General features: G+C 58.6%; 16 protein-coding genes. 3 read left to right on the top strand and 13 right to left on the bottom strand.

Features of this window, described 5'->3' with window-relative positions; genetic code table 11:
• The first annotated feature begins 279 nt into the window (after window positions 1–279).
• Window positions 280–1,131: a hypothetical protein gene (locus tag AC1RRP_RS17915; protein WP_493038602.1), complete on the top strand. Its 852-nt coding sequence runs from the start codon at window positions 280–282 to the stop codon at window positions 1,129–1,131.
• 161 nt (window positions 1,132–1,292) lie between these two features.
• Here AC1RRP_RS17915 and AC1RRP_RS17920 read toward each other — a convergent pair whose 3' ends face one another.
• The 4 genes from AC1RRP_RS17920 to AC1RRP_RS17935 all read right to left on the bottom strand — a co-directional run bounded on the left by AC1RRP_RS17920 (window position 1,293) and on the right by AC1RRP_RS17935 (window position 7,012).
• The gene (locus tag AC1RRP_RS17920) at window positions 1,293–1,649 is read right to left on the bottom strand and encodes a hypothetical protein (protein WP_493038604.1); all 357 of its coding nucleotides are present in this window, start codon (window positions 1,647–1,649) and stop codon (window positions 1,293–1,295) included.
• A gap of 387 nt (window positions 1,650–2,036) precedes the next feature.
• Window positions 2,037–3,317: a TniQ family protein gene (locus AC1RRP_RS17925; RefSeq protein WP_493038606.1), complete on the bottom strand. Its 1,281-nt coding sequence runs from the start codon at window positions 3,315–3,317 to the stop codon at window positions 2,037–2,039.
• Entirely contained in the window at window positions 3,314–4,309 is a 996-nt protein-coding gene (locus AC1RRP_RS17930) for an ATP-binding protein (protein WP_493038608.1), read from the bottom strand. Before AC1RRP_RS17930 ends, AC1RRP_RS17925 begins: the two co-directional genes overlap by 4 nt.
• A gap of 15 nt (window positions 4,310–4,324) precedes the next feature.
• The gene (locus AC1RRP_RS17935) at window positions 4,325–7,012 is read right to left on the bottom strand and encodes a TnsB C-terminal domain-containing protein (RefSeq protein WP_493038610.1); all 2,688 of its coding nucleotides are present in this window, start codon (window positions 7,010–7,012) and stop codon (window positions 4,325–4,327) included.
• A gap of 112 nt (window positions 7,013–7,124) precedes the next feature.
• On the opposite strand from AC1RRP_RS17935, the gene AC1RRP_RS17940 reads away from it, so the two are divergent.
• On the top strand, window positions 7,125–7,454 hold the full coding sequence (locus AC1RRP_RS17940; protein WP_493038612.1) for a DUF6471 domain-containing protein: 330 nt from the start codon (window positions 7,125–7,127) through the stop codon (window positions 7,452–7,454).
• A 940-nt stretch (window positions 7,455–8,394) separates the two neighbouring features.
• Here AC1RRP_RS17940 and AC1RRP_RS17945 read toward each other — a convergent pair.
• The 5 genes from AC1RRP_RS17945 to AC1RRP_RS17965 are packed head-to-tail and all read right to left on the bottom strand — an operon-like array spanning window position 8,395 to window position 13,086.
• Entirely contained in the window at window positions 8,395–9,408 is a 1,014-nt protein-coding gene (locus tag AC1RRP_RS17945; RefSeq protein WP_493038614.1) for a 2Fe-2S iron-sulfur cluster-binding protein, read from the bottom strand.
• 8 nt (window positions 9,409–9,416) lie between these two features.
• Window positions 9,417–10,346 carry a PdxA family dehydrogenase gene (locus AC1RRP_RS17950; RefSeq protein WP_493038616.1) on the bottom strand — a complete coding sequence of 310 codons (930 nt, stop codon included), beginning with the start codon at window positions 10,344–10,346 and terminating at the stop codon, window positions 9,417–9,419.
• A gap of 23 nt (window positions 10,347–10,369) precedes the next feature.
• A complete protein-coding gene (locus AC1RRP_RS17955; protein ID WP_493038618.1) occupies window positions 10,370–10,843 on the bottom strand; it encodes an aromatic-ring-hydroxylating dioxygenase subunit beta in 474 nt (157 codons plus the stop codon).
• A gap of 12 nt (window positions 10,844–10,855) precedes the next feature.
• A complete protein-coding gene (locus tag AC1RRP_RS17960) occupies window positions 10,856–12,094 on the bottom strand; it encodes an aromatic ring-hydroxylating dioxygenase subunit alpha (protein ID WP_493038620.1) in 1,239 nt (412 codons plus the stop codon).
• 35 nt (window positions 12,095–12,129) lie between these two features.
• Entirely contained in the window at window positions 12,130–13,086 is a 957-nt protein-coding gene (locus AC1RRP_RS17965; RefSeq protein ID WP_493038622.1) for a Bug family tripartite tricarboxylate transporter substrate binding protein, read from the bottom strand.
• Between the two features lie 159 nt (window positions 13,087–13,245).
• On the opposite strand from AC1RRP_RS17965, the gene AC1RRP_RS17970 reads away from it, so the two are divergent.
• On the top strand, window positions 13,246–14,028 hold the full coding sequence (locus tag AC1RRP_RS17970; protein WP_493038624.1) for an IclR family transcriptional regulator domain-containing protein: 783 nt from the start codon (window positions 13,246–13,248) through the stop codon (window positions 14,026–14,028).
• 116 nt (window positions 14,029–14,144) lie between these two features.
• Here the strand turns inward: AC1RRP_RS17970 and AC1RRP_RS17975 are convergent, their stop codons facing one another.
• Genes AC1RRP_RS17975 through AC1RRP_RS17990 form a run of 4 tightly spaced genes read right to left on the bottom strand, consistent with a single transcriptional unit; the run spans window position 14,145 to window position 18,244 of the window.
• Complete coding sequence (locus AC1RRP_RS17975; protein ID WP_493038626.1) at window positions 14,145–15,125, bottom strand: PDR/VanB family oxidoreductase; 981 nt, start codon at window positions 15,123–15,125, stop codon at window positions 14,145–14,147.
• A 45-nt stretch (window positions 15,126–15,170) separates the two neighbouring features.
• Window positions 15,171–15,950, bottom strand: coding sequence for an SDR family NAD(P)-dependent oxidoreductase (locus AC1RRP_RS17980; RefSeq protein WP_493038815.1), 780 nt, complete (start codon window positions 15,948–15,950; stop codon window positions 15,171–15,173).
• A gap of 2 nt (window positions 15,951–15,952) precedes the next feature.
• Window positions 15,953–16,936, bottom strand: a complete 984-nt coding sequence (locus tag AC1RRP_RS17985) for a Bug family tripartite tricarboxylate transporter substrate binding protein (RefSeq protein WP_493038628.1) — start codon at window positions 16,934–16,936, stop codon at window positions 15,953–15,955.
• A gap of 33 nt (window positions 16,937–16,969) precedes the next feature.
• Window positions 16,970–18,244: a Rieske 2Fe-2S domain-containing protein gene (locus AC1RRP_RS17990; RefSeq protein WP_493038630.1), complete on the bottom strand. Its 1,275-nt coding sequence runs from the start codon at window positions 18,242–18,244 to the stop codon at window positions 16,970–16,972.
• Window positions 18,245–18,395 lie beyond the last annotated feature (151 nt).

An 18,395-nucleotide genomic window follows, 5' to 3' on the forward strand; every position in this document is an offset into this window, starting at 1 on the left:
CGGTTACGTCAGTCCGATAGACTTCGAGAAAGCTTCAGAAGCTTAGGTGGGTGTCCACGGAACCGGCAGCAGCCCAATATCGGCAAATCTACCTGAATGGCTTGGACTTTTGAAACTGTCCCTCGAGCTCATCGGGCTTTCTGCTCGGCCTTTATGGGCACTCGATGCGATTTTTTTGATTTATGGGTGGCGCGCGACGCTATACATAAAACGACCATCGCGCGCCGTGCCCTGGTGCCCCGTCGCGCTACATATCAATAGACTTTTTTGAGAACACCCATGGTGAAATTTCGCGTATCCCGTCTTGCTGCCGCACCTATCCTCGCTTACCGTCCCGGTTTTGCTGCGGATGCATCGCTTCGGCGTAGTCTCAAATCGGTCCTGCTCTACGGGGCGCTAGCTATGGCCGGCTTCGCGCAGGCTGGCGCGCTAACGGTTACAGCTTCAGATGTATCGGCCTCGTTGGCTCTCACCGGCAAGGGCTCCCCCGCTATCTACGTTTTCGCGCCAACTATTGCAGCCGACACGCAAAACTACAACGTCCGCAGTGCAGCTATTTCAGACGGGTGGGACCAGGTTGTACCACTTCAAGCCACCATCACCATCAATTCCGGCGTTTACGTTGGCTCTAGTTCAACAGCAAACTACTCCTTTGACACCGGCAATGGCTACCCGAGTGGCTCAATCCTCAAAGTTATCAACAATGGCTACATCGCGGGCACAGGCGGCGCAGGTGGCGCGGCGGGGGTTGCTGGCGCGCCAGGGGGGCCGGCACTTATTGCGCGAGCTACCATTTCAATCACAAACAATGGAACGATTGGCGGCGGCGGCGGTGGTGGGGGCGGCGGCTCCTACGGCTACGGCGGGGGCGGTCAAGGATTTTTTGGAGGCGCGGGGTATCAGGTGGGTACAAAAACGGCGCCAGGTGCCGGTCAATTCTTTTCCGCAGGACGGGGTTCTGCGGGTGGAGCTCTAGGGCAGGCTGGCGTTGCGGGTGGAACCGACGATGGCGCTGCAGCTGGCGGAAGCGTGCCTTACGGGAAGGCTGGCGGTTCGGGGGGTGCTGCAGTTACAGGTAACGCCAACATTACTTGGACTGCGACTGGGACTCGGCTCGGCGCGATTAATTGACGTACCCGAAAGGTGCTCCAGAAAAAATCCTCCTTGCGAGGGCGTTTCTGCTTTGACGGTGTTCATGCTCCGGTGCAAGCTGTCCGCGCGAGCTTGATGGTTCCTCACCCTTCCAAGGGTTTTGTCTACGGCCCTGTCATAGGGACTCGAGAGAGCTGAGCTCATTCACCGGCACCGTCAGCTTGCGCATCCACAAGCTGGCTGACGCGCTCAATCAACCAAGCTCGCTCCTTCGGGGTGATATCCCATCCAGCCGCCAGAATTCCACGCTCCAAGGCATGGTAGTGCCCCATCAGGAAGCGAATCTCCCCAATCCGCATGCCTACTAGAGTGTCCTCTGCCAGTTGCTGCGCCTTCTCCTCTACCCAGCTCCAACGCTCCCTAACTTCGTCTAGCGTGGGCCCAGCAACGAAGCGTCCATCAATCTCCCGAGCCAACAACTTGGTCTGAAACCCTGATACGCCGCCAAGAAAATAATCTCGCGGGAAATTCTCTGGGACATCACTCTCCGCCGTCATATCGTGACCTCCTCGCATGCTCGTCAATCGAGCTTTGACGCTACTGCTTTTTGATTTCCCTGTGAAGTTCCAAAAGAGGCCATTCGGCGCTACATGACGCTGAAATAGTTAAGCGTCGGTCTTAGTCGAGAACTTAACTTTGGCGCTTTCAAGCATGCCCTATAGCGCAGAAGGGCCTGTTTCGGAACTGTTCAAAGAACGAGAAACTCTGTAGGATTTTTACGTGAACATCGGTTGACCTCTGCCCGCACCTCTTCTTCAAGAGGCAAGGCCCCTTTTTATGAAAGTGGTACGCAGATGGAACGCCGTACATTACCGACTGCAGCTGGACTGGCAACAGCCAGCCTGTATGGTTGCCTGGTGAAGCGCAGTCATCACGCACTGTGCCTATTTTTGATGACGTGCAAGTACCTGACTGATGTGACCAAAAATGCCAGAAACTGATTGCGCATCGACATCCAGTGCCTCCCATACGTCTCGTGCACTCATCCCTTCGAGTCCAGCTGCCAGCCGCGTATCCAGCATTTCGCCAATCTGGGCCTGGAAATCTGCCTCCCGCTGTTGACGCATCGAAGTGCGATACCGGGAGTGCCGGTCGGTTATGGCCCTGGCTAACGTGTTGACCCGCAGGTACAGATGCTTGCGCCCAACACCGACCCGTTCACAGGCCTCATTAATCGAGATTGGAATTGGCAATTCCAAAATGGCCTGCAATTCGGCACGAATTTCGTCCCAATCCAGTTCACGAGATTGGATGCCGGCGCGTGGCGACGGGGCCAACGGAAACGCCAACTGCGCCGGTTCCTCCGGGAAGACCCATGCCTCAACCTCGCCCGCGAACAGCTGATTCACGCCTATCCCGCCGTTGAGGGCGATGGTGAGCCAGCCTCTGATAGTCGGCAGACCGCCCTTGCGCACCCAATGCCAGACCCCGCTCTTGGAGAAGCCATAACGGCTGGCGAACGTAGAAATATTGCCGTCGGCCATTCGCTCAATGACCGTCTCCAGCAGAGGTACGACACCTTCGCTGGCCACTCGTGGGCGTTTGGCCAACATACTGCCAACTTGACGCGAAATCCACATGGATTCCGGGGTCGCCGGCTCAGCGCCCCCGTCGCCCAGGAATCCCCCGCAAGCTGTGCAATACCCTGGTACTACGACTGAAGCGCGATTGCGCACATTGCTGCGCTGGCAATGCGGACACGTCGATGTCAGCTGGACTTTGTGACGCACGCATGCGTCTGATGGCGCCACTTCCCATGCCAGACGAAAGTATGGCTCCCTCCCCTGGCGCTTGTCTTCAGCTAGACAACAAGGGCACCAGCGGTCCGACTTGGGGGCGAGTCCAGGCATCCCCAGCAAATGGCGCCAGGGCGCAAGGGTCAGCTGGTCAAGACAGGCCACCCCGGTCAACTCTGACAGCCACGCCGCCCACTCTTCGCTTTGCACCGACATGCTGGACAAGTTGCGCTGATACCAAGCATATTTTTCGCTGACGGAGCGCTCAAAATGGGCCAAGACCCAGTCCGCAAGCTTCTGGGCCGTCATTCCATGGGAATACGAAAGCCGGCAGAAATAGCTGGTCAGGCTTTCCACCTCAGGGCTATCCATCCCCTGAGGAGCCAGCGCGTGCAAAGTCGACCGAGGAGTCTGGGTGCCTTGCATCATGCAGCCTTCCGGTTCAGTTCAGCTTTCGGAATCAGCAGACGGCGATTCAAGCCCGGGGCAATACGTTCTTCGCCCTCGACGATTTCACGCAGGATTTGCGTGACCTGAGCCTCAGTCAGGAGTGCACGGCGCAGAACGTCCTCCGAGAATCCATGCTCCTCGACCAGCAGTCCCAGTCGGGTGAGCAAGGTGCGCAACGTGCCGACACAGCCTAGAGCGTTTTGAACAAACACCTCCGAATACCGCAGCAAGTCCACGCCAGCCAAGGTTGGAATTGCAGCCGCAAGGTGCTTGAGGCACCCACGAAACGCCTGGAAGTCCGAAGCAAGGTCCTCGCGGTAACGCCCAAAGTGAATCACGTGGGTTCGCCTTGCCAACTGGCCACTCAGCGATACCAGCTCGAACAAATCGTACGAGCCCAGCAAAATCCATTGGACGCCATACTCGTTGGACAGAGACTTCAGGGTGTTGAGCTGCTGTTCGAGCCGGTCCGGGTGACACTGCCGCATCATGTGGGCGGCTTCGTCAACGACGATGAAGCGAGTCCCCCGCTGTCGCAATGACCGTTCTACGGCCGTTCGGAGGCCAGACAGTCGGTTTGTCTGAGCGCCAAGCGGACGCACGACACGGCCGGTCTCGGGGTCAACGCCATATGCGCTTCGAGGAGCATCCAGTTCTCCTTCCAAGGCGTGCAGGATACGTTGGTAAAACAGGCGCCATGAGAACTCCTTTTCGCCGGAGGATGGCGCCTCTACCCGGATGGCGGGTATGTGGTCAGGCCTGGTCGCCATGGCCTCGGACTGATGCTTCAATTCTTGCTCGACCAGAAAATGGCCTAGGGTTGTCTTGCCGACACCGGTTGGGCCGCAAACTAGAAGGATGTCGGCGCTTCCAGCAGCGTTCAGCATCAGCTGGCACTCGTCGATGGTCGAAGCAATGCGCGGGTGTCGAACGCGCTGGTGCGCGATGGTTGGAGGGTTATTGGTGGTCATAGTAGGTGTTCAATTTCAAAAGGTGTCGAATTCGGGGGGAGCCGGTGGCTCCGGTAGGTGGGGCGGCAACGTCGTGGCGACACTGACGGCCTGTTGTTGGGGCGGCATGTCGACGACGAGGTAGTTAGGCTCTTCTTGGGCCAGCTGCGGCAATGTCACTGGTTGCGTGATGGCACCCAGGCCAAGGCGCCCATATAGCTCGCGGTTTTCCTGCTGGCGCTCGAAAGCCAGCTTTGCCGCCCCTTCCGGAGTGAAGAAGCGCAGGAATTCCTTCATCTTTTGCGGGTTGACCTCTTCGTTCTCGTGAAGACGGAAGCGGCCACGGAATTCGTCGGCTATCAGCTCACGCTCCTTTTCCGTCATCTGTCCAAGGCCCACCAGTGTCTTGCCGTGCGCAGCTACCCAGCGTTTGTGAATCTGGATGTAGACGGTCGACGCATCCCACGGGTCGTAGCGCACGGGAAGACGCTTGCCATGCAGCTTGGCATCGCGAAATTCTGGGCACCAATAGTGGAAGTTGTTGTGAACCTTGACGCCACGTTGGCGGTCAACTTTGCGCGTACCAAGACGGCTAACCGTTGGACATGTCATGATGAGGAAGTCCTGGGTCAGGGTCACGATGCGGTGGGACCGCACTCCTGCGTTGGCCAGACTGCGCTCGCAAGCTTGACGGGGGGACATGCCCAGTGTGGGATGGTCTAGCGAGTCGTAGTAGTCGAAGGCCCAGTACTCAAGCCCGTAATAGAGGTATTCGAGGCACCATTCCGCAAGCCGAGACGGCAGGAACTTGCCCGTGGTTTGACGGACTTTCTTGGTTGCCTTGGTATTACCCGCCAAGTTGTGCACGTAGCTGGTATGAGCGTGTCCGAAAATGCGCTCCATGACTGCCCCGTGGCGCGGACGGCCAGCGGGTCGATAGCGCACATGAATGCCCATCAGTTCTGTGAAGCGGTCAAAGTCGTGGCTGCGGAAATCGGGGCCGTTGTCCACAACGATGAACTGCGGAAGGCGCCGATACCGTCTCACCATATCGCGCAGCAGCATCATGTTCGAGCGGTATGAAGGCGAGTCGAAGCTGAGGTAAATGCCCACGATGCGACGTGTGTACGCATCAATGGCCAGGGACAACCAGGGGCGCCCCAGACACTTTCCGGTTCTCAGGGAGACGAGCTCAATGTCCAACTCCGTGTGGTCCATATGCACGTATTGCAGAAAGCGGGAGCCGTGGACAGGCGTATCGGCATACAAGACCAACACAAACTCAGAGTTTTGGTAGGCAACCCGGTTGCCGTGGCGAGACCGGTCAGCAGTCTGCTGAGGGATTGCCTTGATTCTGGCCAGCAGGGTCGGGTAAGAAGGCTTGTCTATGCCCCGTTCGACGCACACCCTCGCGAGTTGAGCGTCGACATGCTTTGCGTTGGGCGCGATGGACGTCAGGTGGTGCTCTCGTATGACGTCCTGCATCGCGGCCTCCTGCGCCTCGCTAAGGCGAGGTTGACGGTTGCCACGTTGGCGAATGCGTGGAACTAAGGCGACAAGTTCGTCGGTTCCCGTCAGCCTGGCGATAGCCAGAGCCTTGAGATGACGTCGTTGCGTTCGATTTGGGGCCGCGACGTTTTCCAGGTCTTTCATGCGCCGAAGGGCCAGCTTCAGCTCGTCCTCGGTGACATCCGCCAGCCGAAAGGGTTCGGCCATACTCACGCTGTCGGATGCAGCTGTCAGGTCTTGGTTCAGAGCGAGTTGCTCCAGTGCGCTGATGGCAATCTCTACGGTTCTGTTGTCATCCGACTGCAGGACGGCCTTACTGGACCCAACCACCATGACGGTGTACGGCTGCTGGTCGTATGTAATGCGAGAGCCGATGCGAATGTCGACAACTCCGGCAACGGACTTGGGTACAGGGCGCAGGCGCGCGAACTCAAACTCCCGTACGGCGGTATCACGGTACACGCGGAAGCGATGAGGCTCCTCGAGGGGCGCGACATCAATGTCGGAAATCAGCAAGCCGTCTGCAATCAGCTTGAAGACTTCATCGGGTCCGCAGTTGAGTTTTTCGTACACCTCCGCCAGATAGAGTACGGCGTCTTCGTTCAGGGCGTTGAGAACCCCCTGCTCGACGTCAACCGGGCACGGCGGGGCGGCCGGGTCCAGATAGTCTTCCAGCAGAAGGATGTTCTCTACCCGACGTTGTGGAACATCGCGTTCGGTGCGGATGCGGTATTCAATGCCTCGCTCAGCCAGCCATTGCTCGATGAGCGGTGCGCGCCAATGGCCATCGGCGTCTAGCTGGTAACGCCAGGGATTGCGGGATGCCAGGCTTTGCAGTTTGCTCCACGGCTTGCGCTCTTCCAGGACGACAGAACGCTCACCGATGACCAAGAAGTCCGGTGTATGGTCAATCGTGTGGATTTCGCCGTCACCGTCAATGACTTCGAATTTCAGCCGGCACGGCTGGGGGTAATACTCCAGGACATCGGGGTCGTATTCGTGGCTCACCGCCGCCGGAAATTCAAAGTGACGGCTTTCGGTCTCCACCGTCCGCTGCATCTTTCGACTTTGAAAGGGCGTGATGACATTGCCGCCGCCCTTTGAGCGAACTTGGCGCACCGGTGCGTTCCTTGTCGCATCCAGGACCAGGCGACGACCGGCGATAGGGAGCCCGAGTCGGTCGAGCAATTGCTCCCGCTGGGATTTCTCAAGCATTGAATGTTGCCTCCAGGCAGTTGGGGCTAACGTATAGACAGCTTGAGACGAGATGCGTCAAAATTGACTCTAATTCGTACAGGCCGCTCGCTGGGAGAACAAACTGCAGAAGATGCTCACAGGCAAGGGACGCCCTCTTTCGCTCGACACCAAGGCCCCTCCGGTGCCTCCTCAGTCGCAAGTTCTTGCTGAATGGGGGATGAAGGCCGAGCTGCTGATTAAGCGCGGCATGACACAGCGTGCCTGGGGTTATCGAGAGCTGGCGGAGGCTCTGGGCAAGGAGGGACTCAGAGTGAGTGCGCCGGTCCTGAATCGCCGTATCAATCGCGGCAATTTCAGCGCAGCTTTTCTTCTGGCGTGTCTGGCTGTGCTCGGAAACAAAGACGACGTTTTGAGTGTCGTCAAAGCGACCAAAGTCGCCCGCGACAAAGCAAGACGGTGAGCGAATCGCTCGGCAGGACAGGCTTTTGAAGAGGCCTGATTTGCCAACAACGCTGAAGTTAACAGTTAAAGAAGCATGCTGATGCTTCGCTGCCTTATTAACAAAGTGACGCATTGCCCCGGCTCCATTTTGTGGTCCTCTCACAAAATGGGGCCCTGGAGGCGCCGCGCTCCATCAGCAGTCTAGATAGCATCCGTACGGCATAGGCCGCCAGATGATGCTATCGCAATCTGCGATGAAAAGGAACATCTCGACGCATTCTTGTCTGCTCTACTTTCAAAGATGCCACTCGAAAGTCAACTTCCGGCAGTGCGTAACCAGCAATTCGTTCACCCAGCCTTGAAAAAGAAAAACGCCCTGAAATTTCAGGGCGTTTTTTTGGTCAGCAAATGCTTTACTTGGCAACGATTGGCCAAGATATGGTTTTGTCTTCACCGCTAGACTGGAAAACGCCGAGCTATCATGAGAGAGACAGTGCCTGAACGACCATCCATTGGCCAATTAATGCTTTATTTCAGGCCAGTTAATGCTTAACGGCACACTTGAGTCACTGTAAGCATAAGCGTGCCGCTTCGGCATGCTTGTGCTACTTTTTCGGGTGACAGGTTTTGGCTTCCACGAATTTCCCGGGCAGCGAAGCCATCGCGCGGCTTTCCCCAATAAATTCAATGAGATATGACTGCCTAGCCTCCTCAGGCGGCATCAGAGAAAGTCTGCCCCTAAAAACAGATCAACTTTCGGCACGGTTATGGTGGTATCCGAGTCGACTCAGGGTCAACCGGGAGCTTTCTCGGCGAAACCTGTCGTTGATGCGACCTGATTTGATTCAGGCCTATCGATTAGGGCTCATGAAAATGGGATTAACCAAGCCCTCATACGCAGAGCGAATCAACTCAAGCGAGTTCGATCCCTGCGTGAACTCCGACTTTTGAACTGCGAATCATTGTGCAGAATGACCAACAAACGAATCGCTGAAGAACCTTGCCTCTGGAAGAGTGCCCTGTTCGACACAAACGCGTCTAAGTGCCGCCACCATAGCAGGTGCGCCACAAGCGTAGACGTCGTGAGAAGACAGATTGGCATGGTCGGCCAACACGGCCTCGTGAACCAAGCCGGTTCGACCGGACCATGCGCCAAGAGCGGCATCGCTTACCACTGGCGTGTAGCGCAGTCCAGGCAGGATCTTCTGCCATTTTGCAATCACTTCCGGCGCGTACAGGCCCTCCACTTGCCGGGAACCCCAATACAACGCCAGCGGGCGATCGATCTTGCATCGCACCATATGGTCGATGATGGATTTGATCGGGGCAAAGCCCGTGCCGCCAGCAACCATGATCAGTGGACGTACGTCATCTTCGCGTAGCCAGAAATCGCCGTGCGGTAGCTCGAGTGGAAGTGAATCGCCTACTTTGAGCGTGGGCAGGATGCCCGCACTGAAGTGGCCACCCGGCACATGACGGATATGCAGTTGCACGCCGTCGCTCTCATGCGGCGGGTTGGCCATAGAAAAGGCTCTGCGTTGGCCGTCAGGCAGAATCACCTGCAGATACTGACCGGCCCGAAACTTGGCCCGCTGGCCGGCTGCAAAACGCATCTGCAGAACGGTCACGTCGCTGGCAGGCTGTGTGATACGAAAGATCTTCGCTGGCAATATCCTGCGGGCATGGGGGTCGATGCGCTGCCAACTCCGAGGGCGGATCAACAGGTCGCTGGCAGCCTGGGCATGGCAGAAAAGGTGCTCGTTGTCCGCGTGGATGCCCGCCTCGGCGCTGCCGCCCGCGGTGCCAGGTACCAGCTGGCCTTCGAGTACCACGCCGCGGCAGTTACCGCAAACACCTTTTCGGCAGGAGTATGGCAGTTCGATACCATTGCGCGCAGCGGCGTCGAGCACCGTCTCGCCGTGCTCGCAGGAGAAGGTGACTTCGCTGCCTTCGATCTTGATCTGATGGGTCATTGAGATATTCAGAGAGGTACCGGTACAGCAGCGAGCCGCGCGACGGTATTGATCATGGCCCTGGCGTCGGCGATGCCTTGCCCAGCGATGTCCATGGCGCAGCCATGGCCTACGCTGGAGAGGATCACATCGGCGCCTATGGACAGGGCGCTGGCCTGCTTGGGACTTAGCAGCTTGACCGGGATATGGCCTTGGTCGTGCAGCATGGCAACGTACAGGTCATGGCGACGGTCTGCCAGCAAGGCATCGGCACCAACTGGGCCGTCAACTTGTAGACCGGCCGCACGCAACCGCTCGGCAGCGGGACGGGTGATGTGTTCGTCGGCATCACCGAACAAACCATTCTCCCCGGCATGTGGATTGATGCCAAACAGGCCAATGCGCGGTGTGGATATGCCCAGGCGCTGCATGGCACGCACGCCAGCCAGCGTAGCCTGTTCGACCAGCTCGGGACTGAGTCGGTCCAGAGCGTGCTGCACACTCTCGTGCAGGGTGGCATGCACGATGTGCAGCCCGCCCCCGACCAACAACAAGAATACGCTGTCTTCCGGCTGACCACAGACGCGCGCGACGAGCGAGGGATAGCCCGAAAATGCGATGCCGGCTAGATGCACTGCGGTCTCGTGGTGCGGAGCGGCGACCACAGCGTCGAACTCGCCGTGCCGCGTCGCTTTGATGGCAACAGTAGCGGCGGCGATCATGGCGGCGCCGGCTTCGGCACATACCTGCCCCGGGACGAAAGCGTTGTTGACTCCAACCTCTGTCAAAACGACAGCATTAGCGTCCAGCAGGGCCGCGAGGCCCAGTTGGACGGCCGTGCGCTGTAGTACCACTTGAGGGCCAAACAGAGTGATCTGCACGTCACTGCGTCCGGCATAGGCGGCAACGGTCTTAAGGGCAATCTCCGGCCCGATGCCGTTCGGATCGCCGACGGGCAAGGCAATGCGGGCAGCCTTTCGAATCACAGCGGCACGGCCAGCAAAGTGTCGATACGGCTGCTGTCGCACACTACGATGCGGCTTTCCAGACGCAATTTGTCAGTGCTCGTGTCGTACACATCGTGGTAGACACCTGTGCAGTAGAGGCTGGTTTCGCCGTCGTGCATGATGCGTGCCACCATGAAAGGCGTCTCGGCACCGGTCTTCTGCGCCTGGCTGGCCGTGATGAAGGGTTGGCCGACGATGTGTCGGTAGCTGTGCTTCTCGTAGACGTTGGCATGGCGCAGGGCGGAGATGCGATCTTCCAACATGGCCCGGTTGCTGGCCCAGATCAGGCCGGCGGCCAGACCATCGCGGTGATTGTCGGCCGTGGTCACGGTGTACCGGCATTGCGCCACGAAGAAATCCGGCCAGTTTTCCAGCTCGTTGTTGTCGATGCAGCGGATGTATGCGGCCTGAAAAGCTGCGATCTTTTCTCGTAAGGAAACGGTTTCCATCAGTCTGTGCTCCTAGATGTCCATGAGGCGGCGGTAGAGTTTCCAGAAGCCTCGTACGGAGGCTTCTGTCACGCGTGAGGGGCTGGACGAGGTGCTATCCCCGCCCATTTCGATCACCGCCTGGCCTTCACCGGCTGCAGCGATGCCGCGCTGAACAAAGCCGCCGACCGCACCGTCCTCCATAGAGACAAAGCCAGCTGGGCCGATCAGGTTGGCCTGCTTGAGGCGCACATTGCGCTGTTCGGGGGTGTCGTCGGCATAGCCGAGGTAGGTCCAGTTCAGGTCGGTCTTGTCCACGCCGCGCGGTAGCACCTGGCGGATTGCCAGGCAGTTCTGGATCTGCTGCAACACGAAGCCGGGAAAGACAGACAGGATCTGCAGCGTGATGCCGTCCTCGAACTCCTTGAAGCCCGCCAGCAGCGTCGGGTCGGCCAGCTTGTAGCCTTCCTGGTCGGAACGCAGGCCTTGCTCCTGATATTGTTTGCCGGCTTCTGCTTGCGGTGCGTCCACCATCGAATAGCTGACATGATGGCCGCCCGACTCGCTGACTATCACCGCACCGCGTTGCGACAGGCGGTTGAGACGGAAGGTGGTGAAAAAGAGGTGCAACAGGCTAGCGTGGTAGCTGTCCTTGACGTTCTCGAAGTAGAGTTTCCAGTTGTTCGGCAGTGCCTGGGTGAAGCGACCGATGACCTCCACAGGCTTGTGCAGTACGCGCTCAATGCGTGCGCAGATCTCGGGGCCAAGGTAGTCTTCGATGTCGTCCACCTCGTCGCTGAAGCTGCCGAACACCAGTCCACAGAAGGTGGCGATGCGCAGCTTGCGCGGCGAATGATCTTCCTTGCAGAAGCTGGCTGGCATGCCACCGGCGCCATTGAGGCCAGCCTCGAAAGCCACGCCCTTGAGCGTGCCCTGCAGGTCGTAGGTCCAAGCGTGGTAGACGCACTGAAAGTCTTTGGCCGTACCGGCTTTTTCCAGGCAAATCAGTGCACCGCGGTGGCTGCAGCGGTTTTCGAAAGCGTAGATCTCGCCGTCGTTATCGCGCGCCACGACGATAGGGGCACGTCCGGCGAAAGTCGTGCGATAGCTGCCTGGTTCCGGCAGTTCAGCTTCCAGGCAAAGGTAGTTCCAGGCCGGTCCTTCGTAGACACGCTTTTGCTCTTGCTCAAGGACGTCCTGGTTTTGGTAAACAGCGTAGGGCACGCGGGTGTGCTGCCCCCGCACCCACTGGATAGGGTGAGTCTGGCTCATGGTGTTTTCCTTGTGTTGGAGAATCTTTGTGTCGATCAGTCGACTGTGACGTTCGCCTTCTTGACGACGGTGGCCCAACGTTCGGCTTCGCTGCGCATGAAACGGCCCATTTGTTCTGGCGTGTTGCCGATGACTTCGGCACCTAGCTCGGCGAAGCGCGACTGGACATCGGGTTGCTTGAGCGCCTCGACTAGCGCGCTGTTGAGGGATTTCACCGCGGCAGCCGGTGTGCCAGGTGGTGCGACAACTGCGAACCAGGTCACAGCCTGCATGCCAGGCAGACCAGCTTCGGTGAACGAAGGTACTTCCTTGATCGTTGGCGCGCGTTTGCTGTCAGCCACAGCGAAGATGCGAATCTTGCCGGCTTTGTGCAGCGATCCTGAAGAGCCGAGGTTGTCAAAGAAGACATCGACTTGCCCGCCGGCAAGATCCGTCAGCGCCGGTGCCGTTCCCTTGTAGGGAACGTGGGTCATCTGCGTGTCGGTGAGCAACTGGAATAGATTGGCCGTCAGATGCGAAGTCGAGCCATTACCCTGCGAGGCGTACGACACCTTGCCTGGATTGGCCTTGAGGTAGGCGATGAGCTCCTGCACATTCTTCACCGGCAACTGATTGCTGACGGCCAGCACGTTGGGCACGGCTGCCAGTACGGTCACGGGCACCCATTTGCTGGCGTCGTAGGGCAGTTTGGGATAGAGGCTCTGGTTGATGGCGATGGGGCCGGGCGGCGAAACCAACAAGGTGTGGCCGTCTGGCTCGGATTTGGCCACCAAATCGGCGCCGATGTTGCCGCCAGCACCCGGCTTGTTCTCGACGATCACGCCGGCCGGAAAGCGATGGCGGATCTTTTCGGACAGGATGCGCGGCAGCACATCAGCCGTGCCACCAGCAGGAAAGGGAACGATCAGGCGAATCGGTTTGTTCTGTAAGTCGGCAGCGTGCAGGCTGGTCCAGGCGAACGCAGCACACAGCCAGATCATCAATTTTCTCAAGTGGCTTCTCCTCGGGTAGTGATAGTCCGGATGAACCAGACGGATGGCGAAAAACAGGCAGAAGTGTGTGGTTTCGACCTAGGTTTGACAAAGTCAAATTTGCGGATATCGCAAAATCAGTGAAATTCTTTTGACTCCCGTCAATGCAAAATCCAGGTCATGGAAACGAATTCTCTGAATCCATCTGTTAGCGACAAGGACTTGATTGCAGGTCTGGCCAAAGGCTTGCGTCTGATAGAAGCCTTCGATGACGTACACGCCCGACTGACCTCCTCCGAGGCAGCGCGACGGGTCGGCATCAGTCCTGCTGCAGCCCGGCGTTGCCTGCTGACGCTGTGTCATGGCGGCTACGCTGAGACGGACGGCAAGCGCTTCTGGCTGAACCACGGAATACTGCGGCTGTCCTACGCCTACGCTGCATCCACGCGGCTGCCGCGCCTGCTGCAACCCACGTTGGACGCTCTGAGCGAACGCACACGCGAGTCGGCATCCGTGGCCGTTTTGCACGGGACGGAAGTCATGGTCGCAGCGCGATCGACAGCCCGTAAAAGCTTGACTGTCGGTCTGGGCGTCGGGTCGCGCCTTCCTCTGCACTGCTCGGCCACCGGCCGTGTGCTGCTAAGCTCGCGTCCTGCAGCGGAGTTTGAGGCTCTCTTCAATGCGATGCCACTGAACAGACTGACACCGCACACTCTTACGGACCCGATTCGTCTGCGCAAAATCCTCAAGGCCTGTGCCGACGATGGGTACGCACTTAGCAACGAGGAAATTGAAATCGGGGTCAGGTCGATCGCGGTCCCGCTGTACAACATGGGGGGGCTGGTTGTTGGCGCTCTCAGTCTTTCCAGCCGCGCCGATCGTATGACCGCCAGTGAAATGGCAGAGCAATTGCTGCCAGCCATGCTGCGCAGCCAGACATGGGTACGCGCAAGGTTGACCTGAGGCTACGGGGCTATGCTTGGCCCCGGGCGCCAGCCCTGCCAACAAACGCGCTGGCGGATCCGAATCTGAGCATTCCTTCATTAGGAGACATCGAAGTTCCCCAGATCCAGGCTACTTTACGCATCCAGTACCAATGTCCCCGATCGACAACCTGAAACACAGAGCATCATCGATTTGTTAGCTGCGCGTTCTTCCTTGGTCAAGATGCTGTCTCGATGTTCAACTTCGCCTGACAAGACTCGCGTTTCGCAGGCGCCGCACAGCCCTTCCCGGCAGCTGGACTCAACCGCGCACCCGGCGGTCAACAGCGCGTCAAGCAAGGTCGTTCCTGGTGACACGTGAATGGTCTTTTTGGATCTCCGCAATTCCACTTCGTATCCTTCCAGGGCGACAGCATGGCCCTCTGGCAGGGCGGTAGCGGCAAAGCGTTCCATGTGAACGTTTTTGTAGCCTAGCTGGGTGCATGCCTTCTCATAGGCCTCCAACATCCGCCCTGGCCCGCAACTGTAAAAGTGGGTCTCCCTTGGAAAGCCGCTGAGCAGGCGAGTCATGTCTGGTGGAGCACCCTGCTCATCATCGAAATGAAAATATGCGGTGATGCAATTTTTCTTGCTGTTAGCGACCAGTTCCTTGATCTCGGCCACAAATGCGGCATCCTGGTGACTACGTGCGCAGTAAATCAGATGGGCTTGCCGTCCCAGTGCTGAAAGATGTTTCAGCATGGCAACAAGGGGGGTGATACCAATGCCTCCCGCCAGTAGAACACTCAACCTTGCCTCTTCATGGAGGCGAAAGTGGTTCCGAGGAACGCTAGTCGTAATAACTTGTCCAACTCGCAGCTGCTGATGCACATAGCGCGATCCACCTCGGCTTGCTCGATCTCTGAGAACAGTCACCACGTACCGACTGGACTCGCCGGTGTTGGTCAGGGAGTAGCTTCTTACCAGTCCGGTGCCCAGATGAAGATCGATGTGGGCGCCAGCCTCCACATTTGGAAACGCGACTTCTGGCGAGACTGGTCGAAGCTCGACGCTGACGATGTCGCGGGCTTCATAGCGAATATTGAAGACAAGTGCTTGGAGGAGGTTTGAGGACATGACAAGCGCGCACCACAAAGATGGGGCCGGCAAGACCCCATCGGATTACATGATGTGAAGGCCACCGTCGACCATCAGCGTGGTCCCGGTGATGAAAGATGCCTCGCTGGATGCCAGCCAGAGAATGGGCCATGCAACTTCCTCAGGGCTCGCCCATCGGCCGATCAGCGAAGTGTCTTTCCGTTCTGTCCGGAGCTGCTCCACGGACTTGCCTGCCTGCTGCGCACGTCCAACGTGAAAATCGGTCAGCGTCGAGCCCGGGCATACCGCATTGGCACGGACGCGATACGGAGCCTCTTCGAAGGCCAGCGTTCGGGTGTAGGCCAGCTGCGCAGCCTTGGTCGCGTCGTACAAAGCCATGCCTTTGCGGCCCGTTACGGCATAACACGAGGAAACGTTGACGATGCTGCCAGCCCCTGAGGCCCGCAGGTACGGCAGTGCAGCCCTGCAGTAGTTGGAAATGCCCACCAGGTTGACGCCGACCATCGCCTGCCATTCGGCGGGCGTAACTTCCGCTGCGGCACTGTAGTTGCGCATGGCAGCGTTGTTCACAAGAATGTCCAAGCTCTCAAACTGCGCCACAGCTGACTGCACGGCGGCAAGTGCCGCCTCCGCGTCAGAGACATCCGCCGTGACGCTGGTCACGCGTGCCTGCGGTACAGCTTGGCGGAGAGCCTCGCAGGTTCGCTGCAGGGCCTCGGCGTTGGCGTCGACCAGGAGAACGGATGCACCCTCCTGAGCGAAACACTTGGCAGCCGCTGCTCCAATGCCTGCACCTCCACCGGTAATCAGGGCGGTCTTGCCACCCAAACGTGCTTGCCTCATGCTCATTCCGCCTTTGCGCCAGTGTCTTTGATGACTTTGCCCCAGCGCTTGATCTCGATACGGATCCAGTCGCTGAATTGTTTCGGATTGGAGGCCACGATCTCGAACTCCATTTCGACCAGCCGTTTCCGAATGTCGGGCGAGTTGAGAATGTTGACGATCTCCCGGTGATAGCGTTCGATAATGGGTGCCGGTGTACCCCCCGGTGCCAGAAAGCCGATCCAGGATGTCGCCTCAAAATCCTTGTAGCCCGATTCAATCAGCGTCGGAATCTCCGGTGTGCTGGCAAAACGCTTGCCGCCGGAACTGGCCAGCAAGCGCAGACGCCCTTCCTTGACGAACTGCTGCACATTGCCCGGCACAAAGAAGCCTGCCTGGATATTGCCGGCGATCAGGTCGGTTACAGCCGGACCCGCGCCCCGGTAGGGGATGTGGGTCATGTGGAAGCCAGCAGCTGACTTGAACATTTCCATTGTCAAGTGAGAGGCGCTACCCAGCGCGACCGATCCATACGAGTATTTGGTCGGCGCGGCCTTGGCCTTGGTCACCAGATCTTTGACGCTGGTGATGCCGGTCGCGGGATTGACCACCAGGTACTGCGGCGATTTCACTGCCAGTGTGATCGGTGCGAGGTCCTTGGTCGGGTCATAAGGCATCTTGTCGAACAAGCTGACATTGATTGCCAGAGGGCCGTTGTAACCTACCAGCAGTGTGTGCCCGTCAGGTGCCGACCTTGCCACCTCATTCGCGCCGATGTTGCCGCCTGCGCCGGGCTTGTTGTCCACCACAACCGGCTGTCCCAGAGCCTCCTGCAGTCTGGGGGCGATCAGCCGTGCCAGCACGTCGTTGGTACTGCCGGTGATGGGTACAACGATGCGCACCGGCTTGCTGGGCGCCCAATCGCTGCCAGGGCCTTGTGCCCACGTCGCGAATGATGCGCAAATGGCAACCATAGCCACAGCCATGTTCCGCTTCAGATAATCCATGCTGTCTCCTTCATTATGGGGATTTGTCCGGCATCAGAGGCTGAAGACCGGCTTGTTGATGCTGTCGGCGAGGTTTTCGCTCGCCCATTCGACCGGATCCTGGTCTTTGGGGAGCAATACGCCCGCAGGGCGCACTCGCTGCTGGCTGGCATCAAGCGCGGGTGGCTCTTGCCCCTCTTTCAGGCCGAGTGCCGCTTCGTTCAGCATGCGTCGCGCCATCACGATGGCTTTGTCTGTCGGCAGTAACTGCTCGGCTTCGTGATTCTGGATCGAGCCCATGCTTTCTTGCAGCGAGTAGTCTTGTGCGGCGAAGCCGAAAATGCCGCTGTAGGAGCGCTTTTCCTTCTGGGCCACACGGTCCATCATGTAATCGTTGTCACGGTTGGCCTTGGGGATGAAGCTGCCAGGGGCTTCGTACTCCACGTGGATGCCCTTGCCGGCTTCCATGGCAGCACGTTCCTCGGCCGACAGCGGGCGGCTGGGTTGCCAGTTGATGCTCCAGGCCCAGCAGCTGTGGTCGTCGATCGGCACCCATACGTGGCCGCCCAGCGCGTGCTCGCCGAACGGGGCGATCAGCGTGAACCAAGGGAACAGCCACTGGGTGACGCGCCAATAGTAGGAGTCGGGTTCGCCGTTGCGGCGGCCAAACAGGCTCAAGCCGAAAGGCGTCTTTTCAATCTCGAACACCACATTCCCATCGGCCTTGATGTAGTCCAGCGCCTTGACGCCCTGGTGCATCGGGTCTGAATCGACTTCGAAGCTATGTACATACGAGACGTGCGCGGTGTCGATGCCGCCCTCCATCGCTTGCAGGTAGTTCGAATATTGCAGTCGCTTGGAGACGAACACATGGTCCGCCGGTAGCGTGCACCACTCGAGTTCCGGCGGTGCCGGCTGCTTGTCAGCCGGGCCCATGTAAGTCCACACGATACCGCCGCGCTCGATGCACGGATAGGCCTTGATGTGCATGCGTTCGCAGGCTTGTGGCGACGACGGGACGTCCACGCATTTGCCATCGCCGTTGAACTTGACGCCGTGGTAGGCGCAGCGGATGCCGTTTTCCTCATTGCGGCCGAAATACAGCGAGACGCCGCGGTGCGAGCAGAACTCGTCGATCAGACGGGCCTTGCCATCGCTGTCGCGGAAAGCCAGCAGTTTCTCGCCCAGCAACTGGACACGTACCTGAGGGCCGTCAGGGTCGGCAATCTCGCTCGATTGCAGGGCCGGTACCCAGTAGCGGCGCATCAGGTCGCCCATGGGGGTGCCACGACCCACACGGGTAAGCGTTTCAGACATTTCCTTGTTCATGACTGCAGTCTCCTTCGGTTGAAAACACGGGCGTTCTTAGGAAAAACGCCTATTTTTTGATGTCCATCAGGCAATAACAATGTCCATTGTATGGACAGTTTGAGCTATGTCAAGTGCCTTGGCAACAAAACCCGTCGTTTCTGGCGCTGCC

This window comes from Hylemonella sp. GW821-FHT12C09, assembly GCF_058807395.1.

Bases quoted from the DNA above. Each gene is read 5' to 3' on its own strand.
- AC1RRP_RS17940 (WP_493038612.1), top strand. From the start codon at position 7,125: ATGCTCACAGGCAAGGGACGCCCTCTTTCGCTCGACACCAAGGCCCCT.
- AC1RRP_RS17925 (WP_493038606.1), bottom strand. From the start codon at position 3,317: ATGATGCAAGGCACCCAGACTCCTCGGTCGACTTTGCACGCGCTGGCT.
- AC1RRP_RS17920 (WP_493038604.1), bottom strand. From the start codon at position 1,649: ATGACGGCGGAGAGTGATGTCCCAGAGAATTTCCCGCGAGATTATTTT.
- AC1RRP_RS17975 (WP_493038626.1), bottom strand. From the start codon at position 15,125: ATGTCCTCAAACCTCCTCCAAGCACTTGTCTTCAATATTCGCTATGAA.
- AC1RRP_RS17915 (WP_493038602.1), top strand. From the start codon at position 280: ATGGTGAAATTTCGCGTATCCCGTCTTGCTGCCGCACCTATCCTCGCT.
- AC1RRP_RS17985 (WP_493038628.1), bottom strand. From the start codon at position 16,936: ATGGATTATCTGAAGCGGAACATGGCTGTGGCTATGGTTGCCATTTGC.
- AC1RRP_RS17930 (WP_493038608.1), bottom strand. From the start codon at position 4,309: ATGACCACCAATAACCCTCCAACCATCGCGCACCAGCGCGTTCGACAC.
- AC1RRP_RS17945 (WP_493038614.1), bottom strand. From the start codon at position 9,408: ATGACCCATCAGATCAAGATCGAAGGCAGCGAAGTCACCTTCTCCTGC.
- AC1RRP_RS17960 (WP_493038620.1), bottom strand. From the start codon at position 12,094: ATGAGCCAGACTCACCCTATCCAGTGGGTGCGGGGGCAGCACACCCGC.
- AC1RRP_RS17955 (WP_493038618.1), bottom strand. From the start codon at position 10,843: ATGGAAACCGTTTCCTTACGAGAAAAGATCGCAGCTTTTCAGGCCGCA.
- AC1RRP_RS17935 (WP_493038610.1), bottom strand. From the start codon at position 7,012: ATGCTTGAGAAATCCCAGCGGGAGCAATTGCTCGACCGACTCGGGCTC.
- AC1RRP_RS17980 (WP_493038815.1), bottom strand. From the start codon at position 15,950: ATGAGGCAAGCACGTTTGGGTGGCAAGACCGCCCTGATTACCGGTGGA.
- AC1RRP_RS17990 (WP_493038630.1), bottom strand. From the start codon at position 18,244: ATGAACAAGGAAATGTCTGAAACGCTTACCCGTGTGGGTCGTGGCACC.
- AC1RRP_RS17970 (WP_493038624.1), top strand. From the start codon at position 13,246: ATGGAAACGAATTCTCTGAATCCATCTGTTAGCGACAAGGACTTGATT.